This window comes from Aeromonas rivuli, from assembly GCF_000820045.1.
Classification (GTDB): domain Bacteria; phylum Pseudomonadota; class Gammaproteobacteria; order Enterobacterales; family Aeromonadaceae; genus Aeromonas; species Aeromonas rivuli.
Window position 1 is genome coordinate 360,262 of record NZ_CDBJ01000027.1, and the last position, 20,952, is coordinate 381,213.

Genomic DNA, 20,952 nt, shown 5'->3' on the forward strand with positions numbered 1-20,952 from the left:
TCCAGCCTCGACCGGTTCGCCATCGACCTCAGCCACCGGTTCAATCAAAGGAGCTACCCATGATCGTTGGTAATCTGCAGCAACTGGACATCGCCATGCTGCCATCCCCACTGCGGCATCTTCTCAACCGGCCCGCGCTCTCCTTGCACAACCTGCAACAGCAGGCAGAGGGGAAATATGATCTCATCGAGGATGCCGTCTTCTACATCGTCTCCTCCCCCATCACGGCTCAGGAGGCGGATCTGAAGAGTGAGTTCCACGATCGCTATCTGGATATCCAGATAGTGCTGGCCGGGCAGGAGGCGATCGCCCTCAGCACCACAATCCGCGCTCCCCATGACCATCAGGAAACCAAACCGGATCTCATCTTCCTGGACAACCCGGCGATCACCACCCGGCTGTTGCTCGACACCGGTGACTTCGCCATCTTCTATCCCGGTGAAGTGCACAGACCCACCTGCCAGGTCGGCTCCCCTGCCCAGATTAAGAAAGTCGTGGTCAAGATCTGCAAAGAGTGGCTGTCAGCCCAATAAGAGTCGCCGGCCTCTACCCCCTTGGCATGAACTCCCGATCAGGAGGCCAGCACCATTTAGCACGCCTCCCCCATCTTCTATTCGCTCTACTGTGCTCCGGTGGGATCTGCCCTCCCCTATTTTTACCGAAAAACTCGTTTGAAGCCTTATTCCATCAGCATCGCCGCAGTGTAATAAACGGCCATCACAAAACTTGATTTTTGATTTCCACAAATATGGAACGCCATTTCATTAACTTGATTTTGATCACTGAAATGCGGCCGGATTCACGTAGCATGAACAGCATCAAAATAACGAAGTCCATAAAGGGGTTACACACATGCGTACAATGAATGCTCTGCCCAGACTGTCTCTGATTGGCACAGTGGTCGCCGCGGGTCTGTTTCTGACTGGATGTGGTGAAGACAGCAAGGCTGCTGGCCCCCTGATCCTGAAGACAGCGTTCAACCAGTCTGAACACAATCCGCAGTTCAAGGCGCTCGAAGATTTCAGCCAGAAGCTGGAAGCGGCGACCGGTGGTAAATACAAGCTGGAAATTCACCCGAACGAGCTGCTGGGAGATCAACGAGCGGCACTGGAACTGGTGCAATCCGGTGCCATTCAACTGGCCGTCGTCGCCAACCCCCTGGTCGAGAACTTCAACAAAAACTTCTCCGTGCTGGCCATGCCTTACATCTACGACAACCCGGATCACCAGCGCAAAGTCTTCACCGGTGATCTCCTCGATGGCCTGTTCAGCTCCACCAAGGGCAACGGCTTTGAGGTATTGACCGCCTATACCGCCGGGGCCCGCAGCATGTATATCAAAGGGGCTCCAATCAAGACTCCAGAAGAGATGAAAGGGAAGAAGATCCGGGTTATGCAGTCCGATACCATGGTCAAGATGCTGACCTGTATGGGGGGCACCGGGGTGCCCATGGGTCAGGGCGAAGTCTACTCCGCCATCCAGCAGGGGGTGCTTGATGGCGCCGAGAACAACGAGATCACCTACGCCGATCTGAAGCAGTATGAAGTGGCGCCCCATTTCTCTTACACCCGCCATGTAATGGTGGCCGATCTGCTGGTGGTCAATGAGTCCTTCCTGGAGAAGATGGATGCCGCCGATCAGGCGACCTTCCGCAAACTGGCCAAAGAGAGTACCGCGACCGAGTTTGATCTCTTCAGCCAGGCGCTAGAAACCGCCAAACAGACGGCCACTGCCCAGGGCGCCACCTTTACTGAGGTCGATATTGCCCCCTTCCAGGCGCGTTGCAAGCCGCTGCAAGAGACGCTGCTGACCACCCCGGAGCAGAAAGATATCTTCAACAAGATCCGCGCATTGGCCAACTAATGGCTGTTGTTGCCAGGGGTTGCCATGGCAACCCCTCCTATGAGGTTCCGCTATGAAACCCGCTCAACAACCAGCAACCCTCTCCGAACCATCCGTTCAGCATGGCTTCTATGCCTCGCTGACCGGGTTCAAGCAAAGAGTGGATCTGGTGGTCTCTTATCTCTGCATCGCCATCGTGGCCGTGATGACCCTACTGGTCACTTATCAGGTGGCAACCCGCTACCTGCTCAATAGCCCAAGCGCCGTGAGCGAGGTGCTCTCCCGCTACCTGTTCATCTGGCTGGTCTTGATCGGCAGTGCCTATGTCTTTGGCCTGCGCGAACACATGGCAATCACCTTCATGCGCGATCGCATGTCGCGCAATGTGCGCATCCTGGTGGAGATGCTCGGTGAGCTGGCGACCACTCTCTTTGCCCTGCTGGTACTGACCGTGGGGGGTTACATCGGGATGAGCCGCCAGATGGGACAGCTCGATTCGGCGCTGCAGATCCCCATCGGCGTCATCTATGCCGCCATCCCTCTTTGCGGCGTGCTGACCGTTTTCTATTGCCTGTACAACCAATACGGGTTGGCCAGACAACTCTCCTTCAAGCAAAAGGTATAACCATGGATATTGCGGTTGTTGTCGCGCTGGTGATGTTCATCGGTGCCTTTGTCCTGCTGTTTATCGGCACCCCTATCAGCATCAGTATCGGGCTCCCCTCCTTCCTGGCCATGGTGATCATCCTGCCTTTCGATGGCGCCATCCTGACTTCGGCCCAGCGGGTCTTCGTCGGCCTGGACTCCTTTGCCCTGCTGGCCATTCCCTTCTTCATCCTGGCCGGCAATCTGATGAACAATGGCGGCATCGCCATCCGCTTGATCAACTGCGCCAAGATAGTCAGCAACTTCCTGCCGGGTCCTCTGGCCCAGACCAACGTGGTTGCCAACATGCTGTTTGGCTCCATCAGCGGCTCCGGCGTCGCCTCGGCGGCGGCCATCGGCGGCATCATGTCCCCTATCCAGAAGAAGGATAAATACGATCCCGCCTTCAGTGCCGCGGTCAATATCGCCTCGGCACCGACTGGCATGCTGATCCCCCCAAGCAACTCCCTGATCGTCTATGCCACTGTGGCGGGCAGTGTCTCCATCACGGCCCTGTTCATGGGCGGCTACGTGCCCGGCATTCTGTGGGGACTGGGGGTCATGCTGGTGGCGGGCTTCATTGCCAAGCGCCGTGGTTATGTGGCCGAGCACAACTCTCTCAAGGGTCTGCGCCTCAAACTGTTGTTAGATGCCATCCCCAGCCTGCTGATGATCGTTGTGGTTATCGGTGGCATCCTCGGTGGCATCTTCACCGCGACCGAAGCCTCCGCCATTGCCGTGGTCTATTCGCTGATCCTCGGTGTCTGCTACCGGAACATCAAGGCCGTCGATCTGCCCGCCATCTTCCTGGCTACCGCCAAAATGACCGCCATCGTGATCCTGATGCTGGCCGCCTCATCCATCATGTCCTGGGTAATGGCGTTCACCCAGATCCCGGCACTGATCGCATCGGCCCTGCTCTCCTTCACCGACAGTTTCCTGATCATCCTGCTGGTCATGAATCTGGTACTGCTGCTAGTGGGCACCTTCATGGACCCCACCCCGGCGGTACTCATCTTTACCCCCATCTTCCTGCCCATCTGCACCCAGTTCGGCATGGATCCGGTGCAATTTGGCATCATGATGATCTTCAATCTCTCCCTTGGCACCATCACGCCACCGGTTGGTCCCATACTGTTCACCGGATGCAAGATCGGGGGGATAAAAATTGAAGGGGTCATCAAGCCACTGCTGCCTTTCTTCGCGGTCATTGCGCTGGTGCTGATGCTGGTGACCTATGTACCAGCCATCTCGATGGCGCTGCCCCAGGCGATGGGACTGATCAAATGATGCCTCTGTGCGACGGGCATGGATGCCGGTCGCACTCGTGATGAACCCACCCCGGGCGCGTCGGCGTCCGGGTTTTTTCATCTCTGCAGCAAGGAAACGGGGGATGAGAACAAGCAGGAGAGAGCAGGGCGCCCTGGGGCTGGCGCGCACTGTCAGGGAGATTACGTGGGCAGAACCACCGCGGATAGGCGGAGCCCGGAGGTGCGCCTCAGCGATCCAGGTAGCGGCCTTGTTCCATCTCGCGCTCTCGTTGACACTCGGCGAGGTAGATGGCGGCAGCGATGGCCGGGGTAGCATGGTGTTTGTCGATGGCATTGGAGACCATCAGTTGCAGGGTATTGAGGTTCTTGGCCTTGCGAAACTTGCGCAGCCAGTGACCCTTGTCGCCCAGCTCGTCTATGGAGATTTTTTCTTGGATGGACATGCTCACTCTTGGGACTCGGGGTCCACTTAAATTCAGGATCCGGGGATCACAGATACCGAGGGGGAAAACAAAGAAAGCCAGGTTGATACCCGGCTTCCTACGGTTACACCACAATCCGATATATCAGGCTCTGGGAACGAAGCCAACCACATCATATACGCTGGCCAGGGTTTTTTCAGCCCTTTCCCGGGCCTTTTGTGCACCGGCAGCGAGGATGGCCTGCAGATGAGTCTCATCTTGACGCAGGGCATGGAAACGGGCTTGTAGCGGCTCAAGCAGGGCAACCACGGCCTCGGCGCACTCACCTTTCAAATGGCCATACATCTTGCCTTCGAAGTGCTGCTCGAGCTCAGGGATGGGGCGGCCGGTCACGCCAGACATCAGGGTCAGCAGGTTGGACACCCCAGGCTTGTTGACCGGATCGAAGCGCACCACGGCCGGCTCGTCCGAATCGGTGACGGCCCGCTTGATCTTCTTCACTATCTGCTTGGGATCTTCCAGCAGACCGATGAAGTTGGCCTCGTTGTCGTCAGACTTGGACATCTTCTTGGTCGGATCCTGCAGGCTCATCACCCGGGCACCCTCTTCGGGAATGAAGGGTTCGGGCAGGGTGAACACCTCGCCATGCAGATTGTTGAAACGGGTGCAGATGTCGCGGGTCAGCTCCAGATGCTGCTTCTGATCGTTGCCGACCGGCACCTGATTGGCCTGATAAAGCAGGATGTCCGCCGCCATCAGCACCGGGTAGCCGAACAGACCGACGTTGACGTTATTCTCGAAACGGGCGGACTTGTCCTTGAACTGGGTCATACGCGACAGTTCACCCATCTGGGTGTAGCAGTTGAGGATCCAGCCAAGCTCGGCGTGCTGGGGCACATGAGACTGGATGAAGACGGTGCTCTTGGCGGGATCAATCCCGACTGCCAGATAGAGGGCGGCGGCATCCAGGCAGGCCTTGCGCAGGGCAGCAGGCTCCTGGCGGGCGGTGATGGCATGGAGATCGACGATGCAATAGAGGCAATCGAAGTCATCTTGCATCTTGACCCACTGACGCAGGGCGCCCATGTAGTTGCCTATGGTGAGCTGCCCGGAGGGCTGGGCACCGCTCAGTACTATTGGTTTGGCCATGGAGAGGAGTCCTTGTTCTTATTCGACCAGCAGGGCATCGAGCTCACAGAAATGCTCGCACACCCAGTCTGGATTGGAGTCGGCAATGGGGCGGCCATAGTTGTAGCCATAGGTGAGCCCTACCACCTTCATGCTGGCGGCCTGGGCGGCCAGCACATCATTTTCGGAGTCACCCACCATCAGGGTGCGCGCCGGGCTGACACCCAGCTCATGGCAGGCATGCAGCAGCGGTGTCGGGCTCGGCTTCTTTGGTTCCACACAGTTGCCGCCCAGCCAGAGCGCAAAGCAATCGGCAATGCCGAGGGCATCGAGGATCGGCTGCACGAAGTGACTCGGCTTGTTGGTCACCACGGCCTGGCGGTAACCCAGTTTTTGTAAACGGCGCAGGCTCTGCTCGACCCCGTCATACATGGCCAGCCCTTCCAGCAGACAAGCCTGATAGTGCCGATCGAACAGGCCGCGGGCCTGGCTGAACTGTTCGCCAGCACCGCGATAATCCAGGGCGCGGGAGATGAGCTTATCGGCACCATTGCCGACCCAGGTACGAACCACGGCCTCGTCGGCCTCGGCCAGACCCAGATCGGTGAGAGTGCGATTGACCGCCAGCGCCAGCTGGGAAGCACTGTCGATCAGGGTGCCGTCCAAATCGAACAGCACCAGATCGAAGGGACGATTAACGCTGGACATGGGCAAGCTCCGCACGCATCTGGTCGATCACCGCCTTGTAGTCTGGCTGGCTGAAGATGGCAGAACCGGCCACGAACATGTCGGCACCGGCCTCGGCAATGGCACGAATGTTGTCTACCTTGACCCCGCCATCGATCTCCAGGCGAATGTCACGGCCACTCTCGTCTATCAGACGGCGCACCTGGCGCAGCTTGTCGAGGGTGCCGGGGATGAAGCTCTGACCACCGAAACCGGGGTTGACCGACATCAGCAGGATCACGTCCAGCTTGTCCATCACATATTCGAGGCAAGAGAGCGGCGTGGCCGGATTGAGCACCAGGCCAGCCTGGCAGCCCTGCTCCTTGATGAGCCCAAGGGTGCGGTCGACGTGATCGGACGCTTCCGGGTGGAAGGTGATGAGATTGGCACCCGCCTTGGCAAAATCAGGGACTATCCTGTCCACCGGCTTGACCATGAGGTGCACATCGATCATCGCCTTGATACCGAAGTCACGCAGGGCCTGACAGACCATGGGGCCTATGGTCAGATTGGGCACATAGTGATTGTCCATCACATCGAAATGCACCACATCGGCACCCGCTGCCAATACCTTGGCAACATCGTCGCCCAGACGGGCAAAATCGGCGGAGAGGATCGAGGGAGCTATCAGAAAGTCTTTCATCACGTCATCCATTGGCAGCTAGGCGAAAAAACGGCGCAATTTTACCCCAAACTGGCTCAGGAAACGAGACTGATTGCCGCTTACCGCGCCTCATGGCCCACGGGAGACCCATTTTCCCGGATATGGGGAGATATGGGCGCCCCCCGGGCCGGGAAGTTGAGAGTGCTCAACCCGTCTCCAGCCTCCAATCTCGACTCATATCACCCTCATCAGGGCAAATAGAGACCATCTCCCATGATGGGATGAACAACATACAGCGCAGAGTGATGAGGGACGGAAGGGGCTCTCTTGGCGAAAGCTGGCTAGGCTGTAGGGAGCCAGGAGGCGCACATGAACCAAAGACTCACCCTGTGGCACACGCTCACCAGCACCCTCGCCGCCCTGTTCGGGGTGCAATCCCAGCGCAATCGCCAGCGAGATTTTGCCGACGGCTCGCCATTGGCTTTCATCCTGATGGGAGTGCTACTGATCGCCCTGATGCTAGGCAGCCTCTGGCTACTGGTGAGCTGGGTGCTCGCTTAGCCGTTCAGCGGCCCTGCCTAGACGCTGGTGCCAACCTCGACCAGATCCCCTGGATACCACCCCTGCTCCGGCGCTATGCCGGGAGGATAGAGCGCCAGCAGCTCGGCCACCTTGTTGCGGGTGCCGCCATTGCGGCTGATGGTGCGTTTGACCAGGATTTCATCGAGCCTGGCACCACGATAGAGTTCGCGGGTCAGTTCGATGTCGTGGTTGCTGATGAGCACGGGAACCCCTTTCTCGGCAGCCGTGTGCCGCGCCAGCCGCGCCAGCACCGCCTGATCGTCCAGGGTAAAGCCCCCGGCCGAATAGCTGGTGAAGCTGGCCGTGGTAGAGAGAGGGGCATAAGGGGGATCGCAATAGATGACCCAGTCGGCCTGCGCCCGCTTGATGGCATCGGCATAGCTCTCGCAGATGAAGGTCGCCTTCTGCGCCTTCTCAGCGAAGAACCACAGCTCTTTTTCCGGGAAATAGGGCTTCTTGTAAGAGCCAAAGGGGACGTTGAAGCCCCCCTTCTTGTTGTATCGGCACAGGCCGTTGAACCCGTGGCGGTTGAGGAACAGGAACAGCAGGGCGCGCTCGAAGCTGCCCTCTGTCTGGTTGAACTGAGTCCGCAACCGGTAATAAGCCGCCTTGTGATTGTTCTCGGCCACAAACAGCTTGCGCGCCTCGGCAATCAATTGCTCAGGTGTGAGCTTGAGATGGTTATAGAGGGCAATCAGATCCGGATTGATGTCGTTGAGCACATAGGCATCGTAATCGGTGTTGAGAAACACGGATCCGGCACCGACGAAAGGCTCCAGCAACACACGCCCTGCTGGCAACCGCTCGGCAATCTCTTCAACCAGGGAATACTTTCCCCCGGCCCATTTTAAAAAAGCGCGTGTTTTCTTCATGGAAATCCGGCGTTAAGAAGGCAGCAACCCAAAAAGGGGGACGATTCTACCCCCTTATCCGACCTGCTGCTATGGCTTCAGCTCTTTTTGTACCTGGGCGAACGACTTGGGCCAGGGCTGCCCCTTGACCAGGGCGGGTGGTAACTGGCGGATGGCCGCCTTCGCCTGCTGGAGGCTGGCATGATCGCCTTGCAGCACCACGAACCAGGGACTGCCGCGGAATTGGGTCTGATAGACCCAGACCTTGCCCGACAGCTGGTTCTCCGCCACGAAGCTGTCGACCGCTGGCCGGTTGCTCGCCCCCATCAACTGCACGCTGTAATGGGTCTTGGCTTTCTGCTGCAAGGTGGTTACCGGGGTCAGGGCAACCCGGGGGGCTGACGCGGCCTGCTCGACAATCTTGGCAGGGCCTGTCTGGCTCGCTGGGGCTGTCGTGGCAGCCTGATTGCCTGTCGCCTGCTTGGCTTGCGAGCCTGCCTGCCCATTGGACGGGGCCACGTTTGACGCGTCACCGGTCAGCTCCTTGACCACCTCGCTGGGCAGGGCGCCGCTGACGCTGGGCCCTGTCATCAGCTTCTCGACCACGTCGTCGGAGATCACTATCCGGCGACCCTCGTAATTGCCTGACTCGGCAGTCACCGTCTCGCTCTCCACTTTCTTGGGCAAGACCTGGCTCTCTGGTTTCCAATCCCGTACCAGAGCGCCGCTGTCATTACTGGCTGCTCCCAGTTGAGTATCTGCCTGGTTCACAGCCCCAGCCGGACTCTCCCCCGGAATGGGGGCTGGCAGTGTTGTGCTCACCGGTTTCGCCATCTCCTGGCCCTCCGGCTTGTCTGAAAACAGCGGGGGAAGCAGGTAAGTGAGCGCCAGCAAGATGCCGATGACGGCAACAAAACCCAGGACGACCTGCTTGATGGGCAGCTTGGGTTGCGACTTCTTGGGTCTTCTGTCGGTCATGATATCCTCCAGTGCCTGCATGATGATGGACGGCTGTCCTTTCGATTGGCTCAGGATCTCCTCTACCTTGGCTTTGGGCAAGAGGGTCGCCGGTATCTTCTGCGCTTTTGCTTTCTCATACAGGAAGATGCGTTGCTCAGGGGCGCTCAGGGGGGCGACCTCCAGCTCGAGGGAGGGCATGGCTCGCCCCTTGAGACCCGGGCGCACAGTGCGACACCAGGCGTCATCAGCGGTCAACAGGGTCGCCAACTGATGAGGCTTGGTCAGGGTGTCATTGTGACGACACAGGGTCCAAAGCTCGCTGAGCACCTCGGCAGGCAACTCGTGCGCACGCTCGATCAGCAACAACAGCGTTGCAGGCTTTCCTTCCATCATGCGAAAGAAGCTGTCAGCCAAGGCATCTTGAGGATTGAACAGGGGTTTATCAACTATCTGCTCAAGCAGCAGCTGACGCACCTCGCCCATCTTCATGTCGGGACGGCCGATCAGGCTCACCACCTGCACCTTCTCAGGCAGGCGGGTCAGCAACAGCTCGCAGAGGGTGGCGCGGCCGCTGCCGGCCGGACCGGATAGAAATATAAAAGGATGATTGAATTCAATCAGATGCAGCAGCCGTTCGACCAGCTGCCGCTGAGAGGGAAACTGAAGCAACTTACTCACATTCGGACTCGATCACCGATTGCAATTGAGCATCAGACACATCGGCCACCACTTCGGCATGGCCTATTCCCACCGGCAATACCAGACGCAGCTTGCCAGCCAGCACCTTCTTGTCACGGCGCATGTGACGCAGGTAAGCATCGAAGTTCATATCGGCAGGCCCCTTCACCGGCAGCTTGGCCGCCAGCAGCAAGGCACGGATCCGCTCCTGCTGTTCGCCGCTCACCTGACCACGCAACCGGGCCGTGGCCGCCGCTTGCATCATACCCGCAGCGACAGCCTCGCCATGCAGCCAGTTGCCATAGCCTTGTTCTGCTTCGATGGCATGACCAAAGGTATGACCCAAATTGAGCAGCGCCCGCACACCGTGCTCAGTCTCATCCTCGGCAACCACTTCGGCCTTGATCTCGCAGCAACGCTTAATGGCATAGGCTAACGCAGTCGGATCCTGCCGCTGTAGCCGAGGCATGTTTTGCTCCAGCCAGCTGAAGAAATCTGCATCCCAGATGATGCCGTACTTGATCACCTCTGCCATGCCTGAGGCAAATTCACGCTCGGACAGGGTCTGCAGGCATTCAGTATCTATGACGACCAGTTTGGGCTGATAGAAGGCACCGATCATGTTCTTGCCGAGGGGGTGATTCACGGCAGTCTTGCCGCCAACAGAGGAGTCGACTTGGGAGAGGAGTGTGGTGGGGACCTGGATGAAGGGGATACCGCGTTGGAAGCTGGCGGCCGCAAAGCCCACCACATCCCCTATCACGCCCCCACCCAGGGCGATCAGGGTAGTATCACGTCCATGGTTGGTCTCAAGTAGCGCAGACATGATGCGTTCGAAAGTCGCCAGCGTCTTGTGTGCCTCACCATCCGGCAGGATCAGGTGTTCTACCTGATAGTCCGCCAGTAGCTGACTCACCCGCTCCAGATAGAGGGGAGCCACCACGGTGTTGGTCACTATCATGACCCGTCTACCCTTGATGGCCTGAGTCAGCACGTCGGGGTGCTGCAGCAGTCCAGCCGCTATTTCTATCGGGTAAGAACGCTCACCCAGTTCGACCTTCAACCTTTCCATGGACGTCCTCGACATTACATACCGATTAGCTTGACGATTTGATTGGCGACGATTTTAGCACTCTGATCATCGGTGTGGATAACAAAGTCGGCCACTTCCTCATAGAGGGCATTGCGCTCGTACGCCAGACGCTCCAATACTTCACGGGGCGGCTCTTCGGTCTGTAGCAAGGGCCTGCGCTTGTCTCTCTGTGTGCGCGCCAGTTGCTTTTCAATGGTGGTTTCGAGGTAAACGACTATGCCGCGGGCAGAGAGCTTGTTGCGGGTCTCGCGGCTCTTGATTGCACCACCGCCCGTCGCCAGCACTATGCCTTGCTGCTCGGACAGATCGCCGATCACCTTCTCTTCGCGAATCCGGAAACCTTCTTCGCCTTCAACATCGAACACCCAGCTGATATCGGCACCACTGCGGCGCTCAATTTCATGATCTGAGTCGAAAAACTCCATATGCAGTTGTTCTGCCAGATGTCTACCTATGGTGCTCTTGCCCGCACCCATGGGACCTATCAGGAAAATATTGCGTTTCTCAGCCATGTCTTTTCATTAGTAATTACAAACTGTACGACCCCGATGAACTATGGATCGGGGTACCTATGAACCTTGTCTTGCGATGGATCAGGAGGGGGATTATCTCAATAGAAATCAGGACTGGCAACCGCAGACCTTACGCCCCAGCCTCATCGGGGCGTAAGGTTATATGTGTTTTACCCTGATATGTAAAGCATTCAAAACTTGTCGGTAACTATCCTTGGCGTCACAAAAATCAGCAACTCGCGTTTCTTGTTCTCGCTGGTGGTCTTGCGAAACAGGATGCCAAGGCCCGGGATATCACCGAGCAGGGGGACCTTGCTGACATCGTTCTTGATGGTCTGCTGATAGATACCGCCGAGTACCAAGGTCTCCCCATTGTTGACCAGCACCTGGGTGGTGATGGACTGGGCATTGATGGAGACCGCATCCCCGGTCCCGGTAGGAACCGTTTCGCCCTTGGTATCCTGGGTCACAGTGAGATCGAGGATGACCCTGTTGTCCGGCGTAATCTGCGGTGTCACTTTCAGGCTCAGTACCGCTTTTTTGAAGGTAACCGAGGTCGCACCGCTGGAGGATGATTCCACATAGGGGATCTCGGTACCCTGTTCAATCAATGCCGGTTTCTGGTTCGCCGTGGTAACTCTTGGGCTCGCGATGATCTCCGCCTTGCTCTCTTTCTCCAGCGCCGACAGTTCGAGATCCAACAAGGTTCCGTTGGCGAGGCGAGCCACCTGGAAGGCCAGGGTGCCTGCGGCATTGGTGACCGGCAGATTGACGTTAAGGCGATCCTCAACTCCGGGCCTGGTATTGGTGCCAGTGCCATTACCCGAACCATCATTCCCCTCTATCGAACCCGATGTGCTATTGCCATGACCATCATTCTTGGTCACCCCCCAGCGCACCCCGAGTGCCTCGTCGAAGCCGTCATCTATGGTCACCATCCTGGCCTCGATCACCACCTGTTTGACCGGGATATCGAGGATATCCAACATGCGTTTGATGTTGCTAATGACATCGGCCGTGTCTTTCACCACCAGCACGTTGGTGCGCTCATCCACGCTCACCGCGCCTTTTGCCGAGAGCAGCTTGGTGCTCTCGGAGGAGAGCAGGGCCGCGACTTCCGACGCCTTTGCGTAATTGATCTGCATATATTCGGTATAGAGCGGTGCCAGATCTGCCACCTGATTGCGGCTCTCCAGCTGCTGTTTCTCCCGGGCCGCTATCTCTTCTGCCGGCGCGACCAGCAAGATGTTGTCATCGAGGCGCTTGTCGAGACCACGCACCTTGAGAATGATGTCGAGGGCCTGCTCCCAGGGCACACCATCGAGGCGCAGAGTGATATTGCCGGAGACTGAATCCGTGGTCACCAGATTGAGGTTGTTGAAGTCAGCGATGAGCTGCAACACGGTACGTACCGGTATGTCCTGGAAATTCAGGGAGATGGGCTTGCCTTTATATTGTTTGGCGACAGTGCCGACCGGCGCACGCTTTTTCACTTCGATGATGAACAGCTTGTCCGCCTGATCGTAGCGAAAATCGAACTGGCCATTCACCGATAGCTCGAATCGGGTGTCATTACCCTGACGAAATGCCTCCACTTGGGAAACCGGGGTGGCAAAGTCTTGTACATTGATGAGGTTCAGCTGATCGTCCGGGATCCGGGTTCCGTGAAATTTGGCCACCACTTTCTGTCCTGTACTGCTGACATCCACGGCTGCCGAGCTGTTATCCAACCGCACCAGAAACTCACCCTGGCCATCTTTGCCACGGCGAAAATCGACCCCCTTGACCGAGTTGAAATAGGCATCTTCGGTATTGGCTTTGGTGGCAGGCAACACCATGGGTGCTTTGGCGACAGGGGTCGGTTCCGGTTTGGCCGCCTTGTCACCGAGAGAGATAAGTAACTTGTTGCCTTGCTGATGCACCTGATAAGGCATCAATCTGTCCAGTGCAATCTGTATATCCAGTCCTGTTCCTTTACCATCGACCTTGACGCTGTCGACCCCCTCCTGCTTGATGGGCAATGGGTTGACCTTCAGGGCCCCTACCGCCCCCGGGATGTGCAACATCAACTGATTGGGTTGATAGCCAAGCCGGTCGGTAAAACCCGAAACCGGCTCGCTAAAGCTCAGTTCCAGCAAGAGTTGATCGGCCAACAGGGGATTGACTTTTACCTCCTGCAAAGTCGGGATCGCCCATACCGGATGAAACGAACTGCCCAGTAACAGCGCAGCCACCCTGAATGTAATTGCTGTTGTTATTCTCATCGACGCTCATCCCTGATTATCGTTTCGCTTCAAGAAGATGGACCATCACCAGCGGCAATGCTTCATGCTCATCACCGATTATTTTTTGCTTCTATATTGGCCATCACCAACTGCGTTTCACGCGTTACCCAACATCCCTTGCCGTCGGGCACTGTTTCCAGCAAATCCACCGCCGTATTGGTGATCCTGATGACCCGCCCCTGATCCAACCCCATGTAATGATTCAGCCCCATGCGCATGGATTGACCATCAGGCGTGCGAATGAGTGCCCACAATTGCCCCTGCTTGCCCATGGTGCCCTGCATCGCCAAACTCGCCAGCGAGTAGTTCTCAAGCACCTCCTTGGGTCTATCTGCCACTATCTGGGCACAATCAGCTTTGGCTTTTTGTTCAACGCCGGCACGACTCTCTGGCTGAGGCTCAACAAAAGGGTTTCGTTTATCCATCGATTCGTAATGCAGGGGAGAGAATGGCGTTATGGTGGGCAATGGCTCTATGGCAACCGGGGGCCTGGCCCTGATCTGGCTGATGTAGCCATCCATGTTCTCCTGGCTATTACAACCCGCAAGCAACAACACAAAGCAATATCTGGGGAGCTGCCTCATTTTTTCTGCCCCCCGGCATTGCCATTGTATTTATAAGTCTTGGCCAGCATGGACATGGAGATGATGTCGCTGTTGGTTCCATGGCTCAGGGTAAAAGAGTCCAGAATGACGATGCGCGGCAGTGCCGCCATGGCTGCCGTAAATTTGCCAATCTCATGGTAGGTACCTGCAACCTCAATGCGCATCGGTAGTTCAGTAGAGAACTCATGGGGCGTCTCGGCCTCCCAGTGAATACGATTGAGTTTGAGACCGTTGTCAGTGGCGATGAAGCTGATGTCATCAAGCAAACCAGCGACCTCATGGGTGTTGGGTAACTGCTTGAGCTGGGTATCAACCAGTTGCTCCAATTCGACCAGCTGCTTTTTATAGGCAGACAAGTTAGCGGCCAGCATCGCCTTGCTCTCAAACTGTGCCTTGAGCTCTTTCTCCTTGCTCTGTTCCTGAGTCAGGGCGGTCAGTGAACTGGCTATCACATAGTAATAAATAGCACCGCCGAGCAAGACGCAGCCAAACAGGATGAGCACCAGCTTGGCCGCCTTAGGCCAGCCGCCTATGTTGTTCAGATCCAGATCGTTGAGTTGTTGCAGGTTCATGATTTACCTCCCGCGGCATCGGCTGGCGACTTGATGACCTGGAACATCATGGAGAATTGGCTGAGAGCAACGGGAGCCACATCCGAGGCAAAGATGGTGCTTATGCGAGACGCCCCCAACCAGCCGGAACCATCGATGCGCCGCATCATGCTCGCCACCCGGCCATAGGCTTCGGCCTTGCCATTCACATCAATGGCATCACTCTTCAACGCTAGCGTATTGAGGTAGACGCCATTGGGCACCAAAAGCGGCAACTGGTTGAAGAGGCGCACGGGTAAGTTACGGCGCTGCTGCAGTCTCTCGATGAGCGCCATCCGTTCAAGCAACCCTTTGCGCTTATCCTTGATGAGACGGATCTCACCAAGCTGGGCATCCAGCTTGACCATCTCCTGCACCAAGCGCTGATTCAAGCCACGCTGCTGAGAAACTTGCTGGTTCACGAACCAGTCAACCGCAAACCCCAGAGAGGCTGTCACCGCCAGACAGACCCCAAACAGCATACCAAACTGCGCCTTTTCACGCTTTTGCTTAGCGTCGCGCCAAGGTAGCAGGTTTATATTTGACATGGTGTGAAGCTCCGCAAGGCCAAGCCAAACGCGGTCATATACTTGGCGCCATGACCACGCCCATCACCGCCAGTATGACCAAACAGGACAAACGGATCCGGGTGTAGCACCTCCAGAGAGAATTCCTGATGCAGCATATCTGCCAGCCCGGCTACCAGACTCCCTCCCCCGGTCAGTACCAGCTTGGCGAGATCCCGCTGTCCGGACGAACTGACAAAAAGTTGAATATTGCGACGTACCTGCTGTAACAGGCTCTGCAAGTACGGCTGCAGTACCTCAATCTCATGATCCTGAGGTAACTGGTTCTGAGTCTTGGCAAGTTCAGACTCATCCAAGGGAAGGTTATAGAAGGAGGAGATCGCCTGGCTGTATTGGTCACCACCAAAATTCTGCAAGCGAAAGTAGGTCACTTCCCCCTTTTGCACCGAGGCGAAAGTCATGGTGCTCGCCCCGATATCGATGACGGCCACAGGCTTTTCCAAACTGGCAAGCTCAGGCTGACAGGCCAATACGGCGCGAACCAGTGCATGGGCCCCAACATCCACCACTCGGGTCGTGAGCTCGGCCTCAGCCAGTGCGCTGACCCTGCCGCTGACACTCTCGGTACGGGCGGCGCTGAGCAATACTCGCTGACGAGTAGCCTCGGGGGTACCAGCCAACACCTCGAAATCCAGACTGACCTCATCGAGAGGGTAGGAGATAAGCTGCTCGGCCTCCCGCTGCACCTGATCTTCCAGCTCTCCTTCACTGAGGCCCGCATCGACCAGTATCACCTTGGTGATCACATTGGATCCGGTGACGGCGGTCGCGACATTCTGATTGCTGCCAACCAGCTGACGCTTGAGGGTTCTGAGAGATTGACTGACCCTCTCTATGTCCTGCACCTGATAGTCGATCAAGGCCCCTTTGGGCATTTGGACATCGGCAATCGACTCGAGCCTGGGCTTGCTCGCCGTGCCGTTCAGGGTGACAGCCTTGAGGGACTGGCTGCCAAAATCCACCCCTATCATGGGGATCAGAGTTCCATTCTTGAATAGCCCAACCATATACACATCCATGCGTTATTGGGTTGTGGTCTTGATTGTAGAACAGCTAATTCCATATTGAGCGGCGCCACAACTTAGAATTGTCTAATTATCAGAGCCATAACACATCTTCACTATATCGCCACTACAATCGCCATTTTGGCGCAGCTTGGTGAAAAGGGCCCGAGATGCTAATCTGAGCGCTCTTTGGCCAGCCGATCCCCTGCTTGGAAATGTCGAATTTTCCTGGGCAGTGTGGGTATACTCTGCGCCTGTTGGTTACTTTTAAGACGATTGGTAGTTCTTCCATGCAGAAATGGCTCGTACGCCTGTTAATAGTGATGATGTTGGGTGCTGTACTTGGCGTCGCCAGCCTCATCGGTATCTACTTCTACATCAAACCCCAGTTGCCGGATGTGTCGGCCCTGCGTGACGTCAAGCTGGCCACCCCCATGAAGGTGTACAGCCGCGACGGCGAATTGATCGCCCAGTTTGGCGAAATCCGTCGCATCCCGCTGCAACTGAACGACATTCCTCAGTCCATGATTGATGCCGTGCTGGCCACCGAAGATGCCCGTTTCTACGAGCATCCAGGCATAGACCCCATCGGGATCCTGCGTGCCGCCACCGTCTGGGCCGTCTCGGGCAAACCCCAACAGGGCGCCAGCACCATCACCCAGCAGGTGGCTCGTAACTTCTTCCTGACCAATGAAAAGACCATAGTGCGCAAGGTGAAGGAGGTCTTCCTCGCCTGGCGTATCGAACAGAATCTCACCAAAGACGAGATATTGACGCTCTATCTCAACAAGATACCGCTCGGCTATCGCTCGTTCGGGGTCGGCGCCGCCGCCCAAGTCTACTTTGGCAAAGATGTAAAAGAGCTGACCCTGGATGAGATCGCCATCATCGCCGGTCTGCCCAAGGCGCCTTCCATGCTCAATCCCATCCGTTCGCCAGAGCGCGCCTTCGCTCGCCGCAATGTGGTACTGGGTCGCATGCTGGATACTGGCAAGATAACCCAGGCCCAGTATGACGAAGCCAGCAAGATGCCCATCAAGGCGCGCTACCATGGCGCCGAGACCACGCTCCATGCCCCCTATCTGGCCGAGATGGTGCGCCAGAAGATGGTGGACCAGTTTGGTGAAGACGCCTACACCATGGGCTTGCATGTCTACACCACGGTCAGCGCCGACCGCCAGCGGGCAGCCAAGAAGGCACTGCTCGATGGCATCACCGATTACGACACCCGTCACGGTTACCGTGGCCCCAGCGCCCAGCTCTGGAAAGAGGGTGAGGCTCAGTGGGACTACAACCAGATAGTCGCGCACCTCAACAAGGAGCCTGCCTACGATCCCCTGATCCCGGCCGTGGTCACCAAACTCGCCGACAAGAGCGCCAGCATAGTGCTCAAGAACGGCAAGCAGGCCGAACTGAACTGGGATGGCATCAAATGGGCTCGCGCCTTCATCACCGACTCGCGCCAGGGCAATGCCCCCAGGGCGGCGAGGGATGTGCTGAAAGTCGGCGCCCAGATCTGGGTACGAGAACAGGGTGAGACCCTGATCCTGGCGCAGATCCCTGACGTCAACGCGGCCCTGGTCGCCATGAACCCGACCGATGGCGCCATCGAAGGTCTGGTGGGTGGTTTCAGCTTCGAACTATCCAAATTCAACCGGGTCGAACAGGCACGTCGCCAGATCGGCTCAAACATAAAGCCATTCCTCTACGCCACCGCCCTTGAGCAGGGTTATACCCTGGCATCCATCATCAATGATGCCCCCATCAACCAGTGGGATCCCTCCAAGGGCCCCATGTGGCAACCCAAGAACTCACCGGCCGTCTACGATGGTCCGACGCCGCTGCGCATTGGTCTGGCCAAATCCAAGAACGTGATGTCGGTGCGCCTGATGCGCGCCATCGGTCTCGATACCTACATGGATGGCCTGGTCAAGTTCGGCTTCCCTCGCGAACACATCCAGCGCAATGAATCCCTGGCACTGGGTGCCGCTGAATTTACGCCGATGGAAGTGGTGCGTGGTTTCTCCATGCTCGCCAACGGCGGTTATCAGGTCACCCCTTACTTCATCAGCGAAGTCAGAGACAGTTTCGAAACCCTGCTGTTTGCCGCTAATCCGGCCGCCGCATGCCGGGGTTGTGGCGCCCTGGCTGCCGCCGACATGAATGCTCCCGAGGCCTACCTCAATGTGGAAGGTGATTGGCGTGCTCAGTGTGCCATCGACCCTGTGGTGCCCAACAACCTGGCCCCGCAAACCATCAGTGCCCAGAGTGCCTTCCTCATCACCGATACCCTGACCACGGCCATCTGGGGTGGACGTGGCTGGATGGGGACAGGCTGGCGTGCGGCCCGCGACCTCAAGCGCCACGATATCTCGGGTAAAACGGGGACCACCAACGAATCGCGGGATGCCTGGTTCTCTGGCTATACCCCGAATCTGGTGGCGACCGCCTGGATAGGCTTTGACAATCATCAGCGGGCCCTGGGCCGTGTCGCCTACAACGCCAACATGGGACGCGACCAGACGGCCGGTGGTGAATTTGGCGGCAACGCCGCCCAGCCTATCTGGATCGACTTCATGAAGGTGGCCCTCAACAAGGTACCCGAGCAACCGATGCCGGTCCCCGAAGGCATCATCAAGCTGCCGGTTGACGCCAGCACGGGTCTCTTGACCCACAGCGGCAATGCCACCACCGAGTATTTCAAGGAGGGCACGGAGCCAACCCGTTACTCGGCGCCCGTCTCGAACGGCAACAGAGTCTATGGGGAGGATGGCTATTTCGGTGATGGCGACAGTCCCGTCTCGACCGACGATCTGTTCTGATCCAGGCCCGCCAGGCGGGCCTATGGCAATCAAAAAAACCGGCGCAGAGGCGCCGGTTTTTTATTGCCGCTCACACACTGAGCTGCGCTTTGTGCTGTTCATGGCTCAACTGGCCAACTGCACCTTCATCAGGGCGCGGATGCGGGTCGCCAGCTCGTTAAAACAGGGACGACGCACCGAATAGTGGCGATAGAAGAGTGAGATGGCGCGTCCGGGAACGGGGTCAATCACGGGCCTGTAGCTCACCCCCCCCTCGTCGCGGTTGGCAGGCACGGCCAGGCGCGGGATCAGCGTCATGCCGCTGCCTGCCGCCACCATGTTACGCAGGGTCTCCAGGCTGGTTCCCTGAAAACGCACATCCTCCCCCACCCCGGCTGCGAAGCAAAAACCCATGGCCTGATCCCGCAGGCAGTGGCCGTCGGCCAGCATCAGCAGCTTCTTGCCCTTGAGGTTGCCAAGCGGCACAGCCTTGGCGTGGGCTTCGGGGTGCAGTCGGGGTACCGCCAGCCACATGGGCTCTTGGTACAGCGGCAGTGAACCAAAACCCTCCATGCCATCCAGTTCGGCCAAAATGACGCAGTCCAGCTCCCCCTCCTCCAGACGCTTCATCAATACCTGAGTCTGCTCTTCGTAGAGGTAGAACTCGAGCTGGGGAAAATGCTCACGCAGATCCTGGATGATATGGGGTAACAGATAGGGGCCCACCGTGGGGATGAGGCCGATGTGGATCTCCCCTGACATGGGCTCGGCGAAGTGCTGGCCGATGTTCTTTAGCTCGCGCGCCTCACGCAACACCTTGCGAGCCTGCTGGGCCATGGCATCACCGGCGGGGGTAAAGAGCACCTTGCGGGAGGTTCGCTCGATCAAGATCACCCCGAGCTCATCCTCCAGCTTGCGCAACTGGCCACTCAGGGTCGGCTGGCTGACGAAGCAGCGCTCCGCCGCCTTGCGAAAATGTTTCTCCTCTTCCAGCGCTACCAGGTATTCGAGATCGCGAAGGTTCATATATCCCCACTGCTGACGGGCAAAAATCGACCCCTAGCATGCCCAATAAGTACTTGAAGAACAAGGCAACCTAGTCGGCCAATCGCGCCAGAAACCCAGACACATCTCCCAGATAGGGAGCAATGTCGAGCCGTTCCAGCGTCTCGCCCCGCGCCAACCCCAGGGTCGGGTACCCCTGACCCTTGAGCCGGGTTAGCCAGCGCTGACTCTCTTGCAGGGCTGGCTCCAGCGCCTGGGCCTCATAGGCATGATGGAAGGCAACCTCGTCCACCCCCTGTTCGGCGGCGAGACCGGCCAGCCGCGCCACGTCCCCGACCCAGAGGCCATCCCGATAGTGGGACTCCTGGATCCGTTGCAACATGGTCAACTCGTCGCCCCCCAGAGATCCGAGCGCGAGTATGGCGCGAATGGGAGGGGCCGAATCGAGCAGCAACCCCTCCCTGATCAGCAGTTCATTGAAATAACGCTCGCCAAAAGGCTGACCGGTCAAGGCCTGGATCCGCTCATCATGGGGCCTGACATAGTCGCGCAGAGCCGCTCCCATCGGCTGGCACCGATCGCCGAGCCAGAGGCCTCCCGGGTGCAACTTGACCCTCACCCCGGCCTGCCTCGCGGCCGCTGCAAGCAGGGGGGCCGCGCCATAACACCAACCGCAGAGGGGGTCATAGATGTAGTGCAGTGTCGTTTCATTCATCTTCATGGCATCGTATCCAACTTGAAAAAACCGGGCCAAGGGCCCG

Annotated in this window: 21 protein-coding genes; 6 read left to right on the forward strand and 15 right to left on the reverse strand. The window is 57.7% G+C overall.

Features of this window, described 5'->3' with window-relative positions:
• Positions 1–59: 59 nt before the first annotated feature.
• The 4 genes from BN1130_RS05935 (at position 60) to BN1130_RS05950 (ending at position 3,777) form a co-directional block, all read left to right on the forward strand.
• Positions 60–533: a NanQ anomerase/TabA/YiaL family protein gene (locus BN1130_RS05935; RefSeq protein ID WP_042040849.1), complete on the forward strand. Its 474-nt coding sequence runs from the start codon at positions 60–62 to the stop codon at positions 531–533.
• A gap of 319 nt (positions 534–852) precedes the next feature.
• Entirely contained in the window at positions 853–1,863 is a 1,011-nt protein-coding gene (locus BN1130_RS05940) for a TRAP transporter substrate-binding protein (RefSeq protein WP_042040850.1), read from the forward strand.
• Between the two features lie 52 nt (positions 1,864–1,915).
• Entirely contained in the window at positions 1,916–2,467 is a 552-nt protein-coding gene (locus BN1130_RS05945; RefSeq protein ID WP_084218139.1) for a TRAP transporter small permease, read from the forward strand.
• 2 nt (positions 2,468–2,469) lie between these two features.
• Complete coding sequence (locus tag BN1130_RS05950; RefSeq protein ID WP_042040851.1) at positions 2,470–3,777, forward strand: TRAP transporter large permease; 1,308 nt, start codon at positions 2,470–2,472, stop codon at positions 3,775–3,777.
• Between the two features lie 208 nt (positions 3,778–3,985).
• On the opposite strand, the gene BN1130_RS05955 is transcribed toward BN1130_RS05950, so the two are convergent.
• The 4 genes from BN1130_RS05955 to rpe all read right to left on the reverse strand — a co-directional run bounded on the left by BN1130_RS05955 (position 3,986) and on the right by rpe (position 6,677).
• Positions 3,986–4,201 carry a hypothetical protein gene (locus BN1130_RS05955; protein WP_042040852.1) on the reverse strand — a complete coding sequence of 72 codons (216 nt, stop codon included), beginning with the start codon at positions 4,199–4,201 and terminating at the stop codon, positions 3,986–3,988.
• Positions 4,202–4,324: 123 nt separating this feature from the next.
• Positions 4,325–5,329: a tryptophan--tRNA ligase gene (gene trpS, locus BN1130_RS05960; protein WP_042040853.1), complete on the reverse strand. Its 1,005-nt coding sequence runs from the start codon at positions 5,327–5,329 to the stop codon at positions 4,325–4,327.
• An 18-nt stretch (positions 5,330–5,347) separates the two neighbouring features.
• Complete coding sequence (locus BN1130_RS05965; protein WP_042040854.1) at positions 5,348–6,016, reverse strand: phosphoglycolate phosphatase; 669 nt, start codon at positions 6,014–6,016, stop codon at positions 5,348–5,350.
• Positions 6,003–6,677: a ribulose-phosphate 3-epimerase gene (gene rpe / locus BN1130_RS05970; RefSeq protein ID WP_042040855.1), complete on the reverse strand. Its 675-nt coding sequence runs from the start codon at positions 6,675–6,677 to the stop codon at positions 6,003–6,005. The genes BN1130_RS05965 and rpe overlap by 14 nt, the downstream gene beginning before the upstream one ends.
• 330 nt (positions 6,678–7,007) lie before the next feature.
• Between rpe and BN1130_RS05975 the strand changes: the two genes are divergently transcribed.
• Positions 7,008–7,199 (forward strand): DUF2970 domain-containing protein, encoded by a 192-nt coding sequence (locus tag BN1130_RS05975; protein WP_042040856.1) that lies wholly within the window; start codon positions 7,008–7,010, stop codon positions 7,197–7,199.
• A 17-nt stretch (positions 7,200–7,216) separates the two neighbouring features.
• Here the strand turns inward: BN1130_RS05975 and BN1130_RS05980 are convergent, their stop codons facing one another.
• The 9 genes from BN1130_RS05980 to pilM all read right to left on the reverse strand — a co-directional run bounded on the left by BN1130_RS05980 (position 7,217) and on the right by pilM (position 16,388).
• Positions 7,217–8,092: a Dam family site-specific DNA-(adenine-N6)-methyltransferase gene (locus BN1130_RS05980; RefSeq protein WP_042040857.1), complete on the reverse strand. Its 876-nt coding sequence runs from the start codon at positions 8,090–8,092 to the stop codon at positions 7,217–7,219.
• 69 nt (positions 8,093–8,161) lie between these two features.
• Complete coding sequence (locus BN1130_RS05985; RefSeq protein WP_042040858.1) at positions 8,162–9,709, reverse strand: SPOR domain-containing protein; 1,548 nt, start codon at positions 9,707–9,709, stop codon at positions 8,162–8,164.
• Positions 9,702–10,781, reverse strand: coding sequence for a 3-dehydroquinate synthase (gene aroB / locus BN1130_RS05990; RefSeq protein WP_042040859.1), 1,080 nt, complete (start codon positions 10,779–10,781; stop codon positions 9,702–9,704). Before aroB ends, BN1130_RS05985 begins: the two co-directional genes overlap by 8 nt.
• Before the next feature lie 14 nt (positions 10,782–10,795).
• On the reverse strand, positions 10,796–11,314 hold the full coding sequence (gene aroK / locus BN1130_RS05995; protein ID WP_005909680.1) for a shikimate kinase AroK: 519 nt from the start codon (positions 11,312–11,314) through the stop codon (positions 10,796–10,798).
• A gap of 191 nt (positions 11,315–11,505) precedes the next feature.
• Positions 11,506–13,578 carry a type IV pilus secretin PilQ gene (locus BN1130_RS06000; RefSeq protein ID WP_042040860.1) on the reverse strand — a complete coding sequence of 691 codons (2,073 nt, stop codon included), beginning with the start codon at positions 13,576–13,578 and terminating at the stop codon, positions 11,506–11,508.
• A gap of 71 nt (positions 13,579–13,649) precedes the next feature.
• Positions 13,650–14,183 carry a pilus assembly protein PilP gene (locus BN1130_RS06005; RefSeq protein ID WP_042040861.1) on the reverse strand — a complete coding sequence of 178 codons (534 nt, stop codon included), beginning with the start codon at positions 14,181–14,183 and terminating at the stop codon, positions 13,650–13,652.
• On the reverse strand, positions 14,180–14,776 hold the full coding sequence (tapO, locus tag BN1130_RS06010; protein ID WP_042040862.1) for a PilO family type IV pilus biogenesis protein TapO: 597 nt from the start codon (positions 14,774–14,776) through the stop codon (positions 14,180–14,182). Before tapO ends, BN1130_RS06005 begins: the two co-directional genes overlap by 4 nt.
• Positions 14,773–15,342 carry a PilN family type IV pilus biogenesis protein TapN gene (gene tapN, locus BN1130_RS06015; protein WP_042040863.1) on the reverse strand — a complete coding sequence of 190 codons (570 nt, stop codon included), beginning with the start codon at positions 15,340–15,342 and terminating at the stop codon, positions 14,773–14,775. The genes tapO and tapN overlap by 4 nt, the downstream gene beginning before the upstream one ends.
• Positions 15,330–16,388: a type IV pilus assembly protein PilM gene (pilM, locus tag BN1130_RS06020; protein ID WP_042040864.1), complete on the reverse strand. Its 1,059-nt coding sequence runs from the start codon at positions 16,386–16,388 to the stop codon at positions 15,330–15,332. The genes tapN and pilM overlap by 13 nt, the downstream gene beginning before the upstream one ends.
• Before the next feature lie 287 nt (positions 16,389–16,675).
• Between pilM and BN1130_RS06025 the strand changes: the two genes are divergently transcribed.
• The gene (locus BN1130_RS06025) at positions 16,676–19,207 is read left to right on the forward strand and encodes a penicillin-binding protein 1A (protein WP_042040865.1); all 2,532 of its coding nucleotides are present in this window, start codon (positions 16,676–16,678) and stop codon (positions 19,205–19,207) included.
• A 105-nt stretch (positions 19,208–19,312) separates the two neighbouring features.
• Here BN1130_RS06025 and oxyR read toward each other — a convergent pair whose 3' ends face one another.
• Positions 19,313–20,212: a DNA-binding transcriptional regulator OxyR gene (oxyR, locus tag BN1130_RS06030; RefSeq protein WP_042040866.1), complete on the reverse strand. Its 900-nt coding sequence runs from the start codon at positions 20,210–20,212 to the stop codon at positions 19,313–19,315.
• Positions 20,213–20,282: 70 nt separating this feature from the next.
• Entirely contained in the window at positions 20,283–20,912 is a 630-nt protein-coding gene (locus BN1130_RS06035; protein WP_084218141.1) for a DsbA family protein, read from the reverse strand.
• Between the last annotated feature and the right edge of the window lie 40 nt (positions 20,913–20,952).

Bases quoted from the DNA above. Each gene is read 5' to 3' on its own strand.
- aroK (WP_005909680.1), bottom strand. From the start codon at position 11,314: ATGGCTGAGAAACGCAATATTTTCCTGATAGGTCCCATGGGTGCGGGC.
- tapO (WP_042040862.1), bottom strand. From the start codon at position 14,776: ATGAACCTGCAACAACTCAACGATCTGGATCTGAACAACATAGGCGGC.
- BN1130_RS06000 (WP_042040860.1), bottom strand. From the start codon at position 13,578: ATGAGAATAACAACAGCAATTACATTCAGGGTGGCTGCGCTGTTACTG.
- aroB (WP_042040859.1), bottom strand. From the start codon at position 10,781: ATGGAAAGGTTGAAGGTCGAACTGGGTGAGCGTTCTTACCCGATAGAA.
- BN1130_RS06005 (WP_042040861.1), bottom strand. From the start codon at position 14,183: ATGAGGCAGCTCCCCAGATATTGCTTTGTGTTGTTGCTTGCGGGTTGT.
- BN1130_RS05980 (WP_042040857.1), bottom strand. From the start codon at position 8,092: ATGAAGAAAACACGCGCTTTTTTAAAATGGGCCGGGGGAAAGTATTCC.
- BN1130_RS05975 (WP_042040856.1), top strand. From the start codon at position 7,008: ATGAACCAAAGACTCACCCTGTGGCACACGCTCACCAGCACCCTCGCC.
- rpe (WP_042040855.1), bottom strand. From the start codon at position 6,677: ATGAAAGACTTTCTGATAGCTCCCTCGATCCTCTCCGCCGATTTTGCC.
- BN1130_RS06025 (WP_042040865.1), top strand. From the start codon at position 16,676: ATGCAGAAATGGCTCGTACGCCTGTTAATAGTGATGATGTTGGGTGCT.
- pilM (WP_042040864.1), bottom strand. From the start codon at position 16,388: ATGGTTGGGCTATTCAAGAATGGAACTCTGATCCCCATGATAGGGGTG.
- trpS (WP_042040853.1), bottom strand. From the start codon at position 5,329: ATGGCCAAACCAATAGTACTGAGCGGTGCCCAGCCCTCCGGGCAGCTC.
- BN1130_RS06035 (WP_084218141.1), bottom strand. From the start codon at position 20,912: ATGAAGATGAATGAAACGACACTGCACTACATCTATGACCCCCTCTGC.
- BN1130_RS05955 (WP_042040852.1), bottom strand. From the start codon at position 4,201: ATGTCCATCCAAGAAAAAATCTCCATAGACGAGCTGGGCGACAAGGGT.
- BN1130_RS05940 (WP_042040850.1), top strand. From the start codon at position 853: ATGCGTACAATGAATGCTCTGCCCAGACTGTCTCTGATTGGCACAGTG.
- BN1130_RS05945 (WP_084218139.1), top strand. From the start codon at position 1,916: ATGAAACCCGCTCAACAACCAGCAACCCTCTCCGAACCATCCGTTCAG.
- BN1130_RS05965 (WP_042040854.1), bottom strand. From the start codon at position 6,016: ATGTCCAGCGTTAATCGTCCCTTCGATCTGGTGCTGTTCGATTTGGAC.
- tapN (WP_042040863.1), bottom strand. From the start codon at position 15,342: ATGTCAAATATAAACCTGCTACCTTGGCGCGACGCTAAGCAAAAGCGT.
- BN1130_RS05950 (WP_042040851.1), top strand. From the start codon at position 2,470: ATGGATATTGCGGTTGTTGTCGCGCTGGTGATGTTCATCGGTGCCTTT.
- BN1130_RS05935 (WP_042040849.1), top strand. From the start codon at position 60: ATGATCGTTGGTAATCTGCAGCAACTGGACATCGCCATGCTGCCATCC.
- oxyR (WP_042040866.1), bottom strand. From the start codon at position 20,212: ATGAACCTTCGCGATCTCGAATACCTGGTAGCGCTGGAAGAGGAGAAA.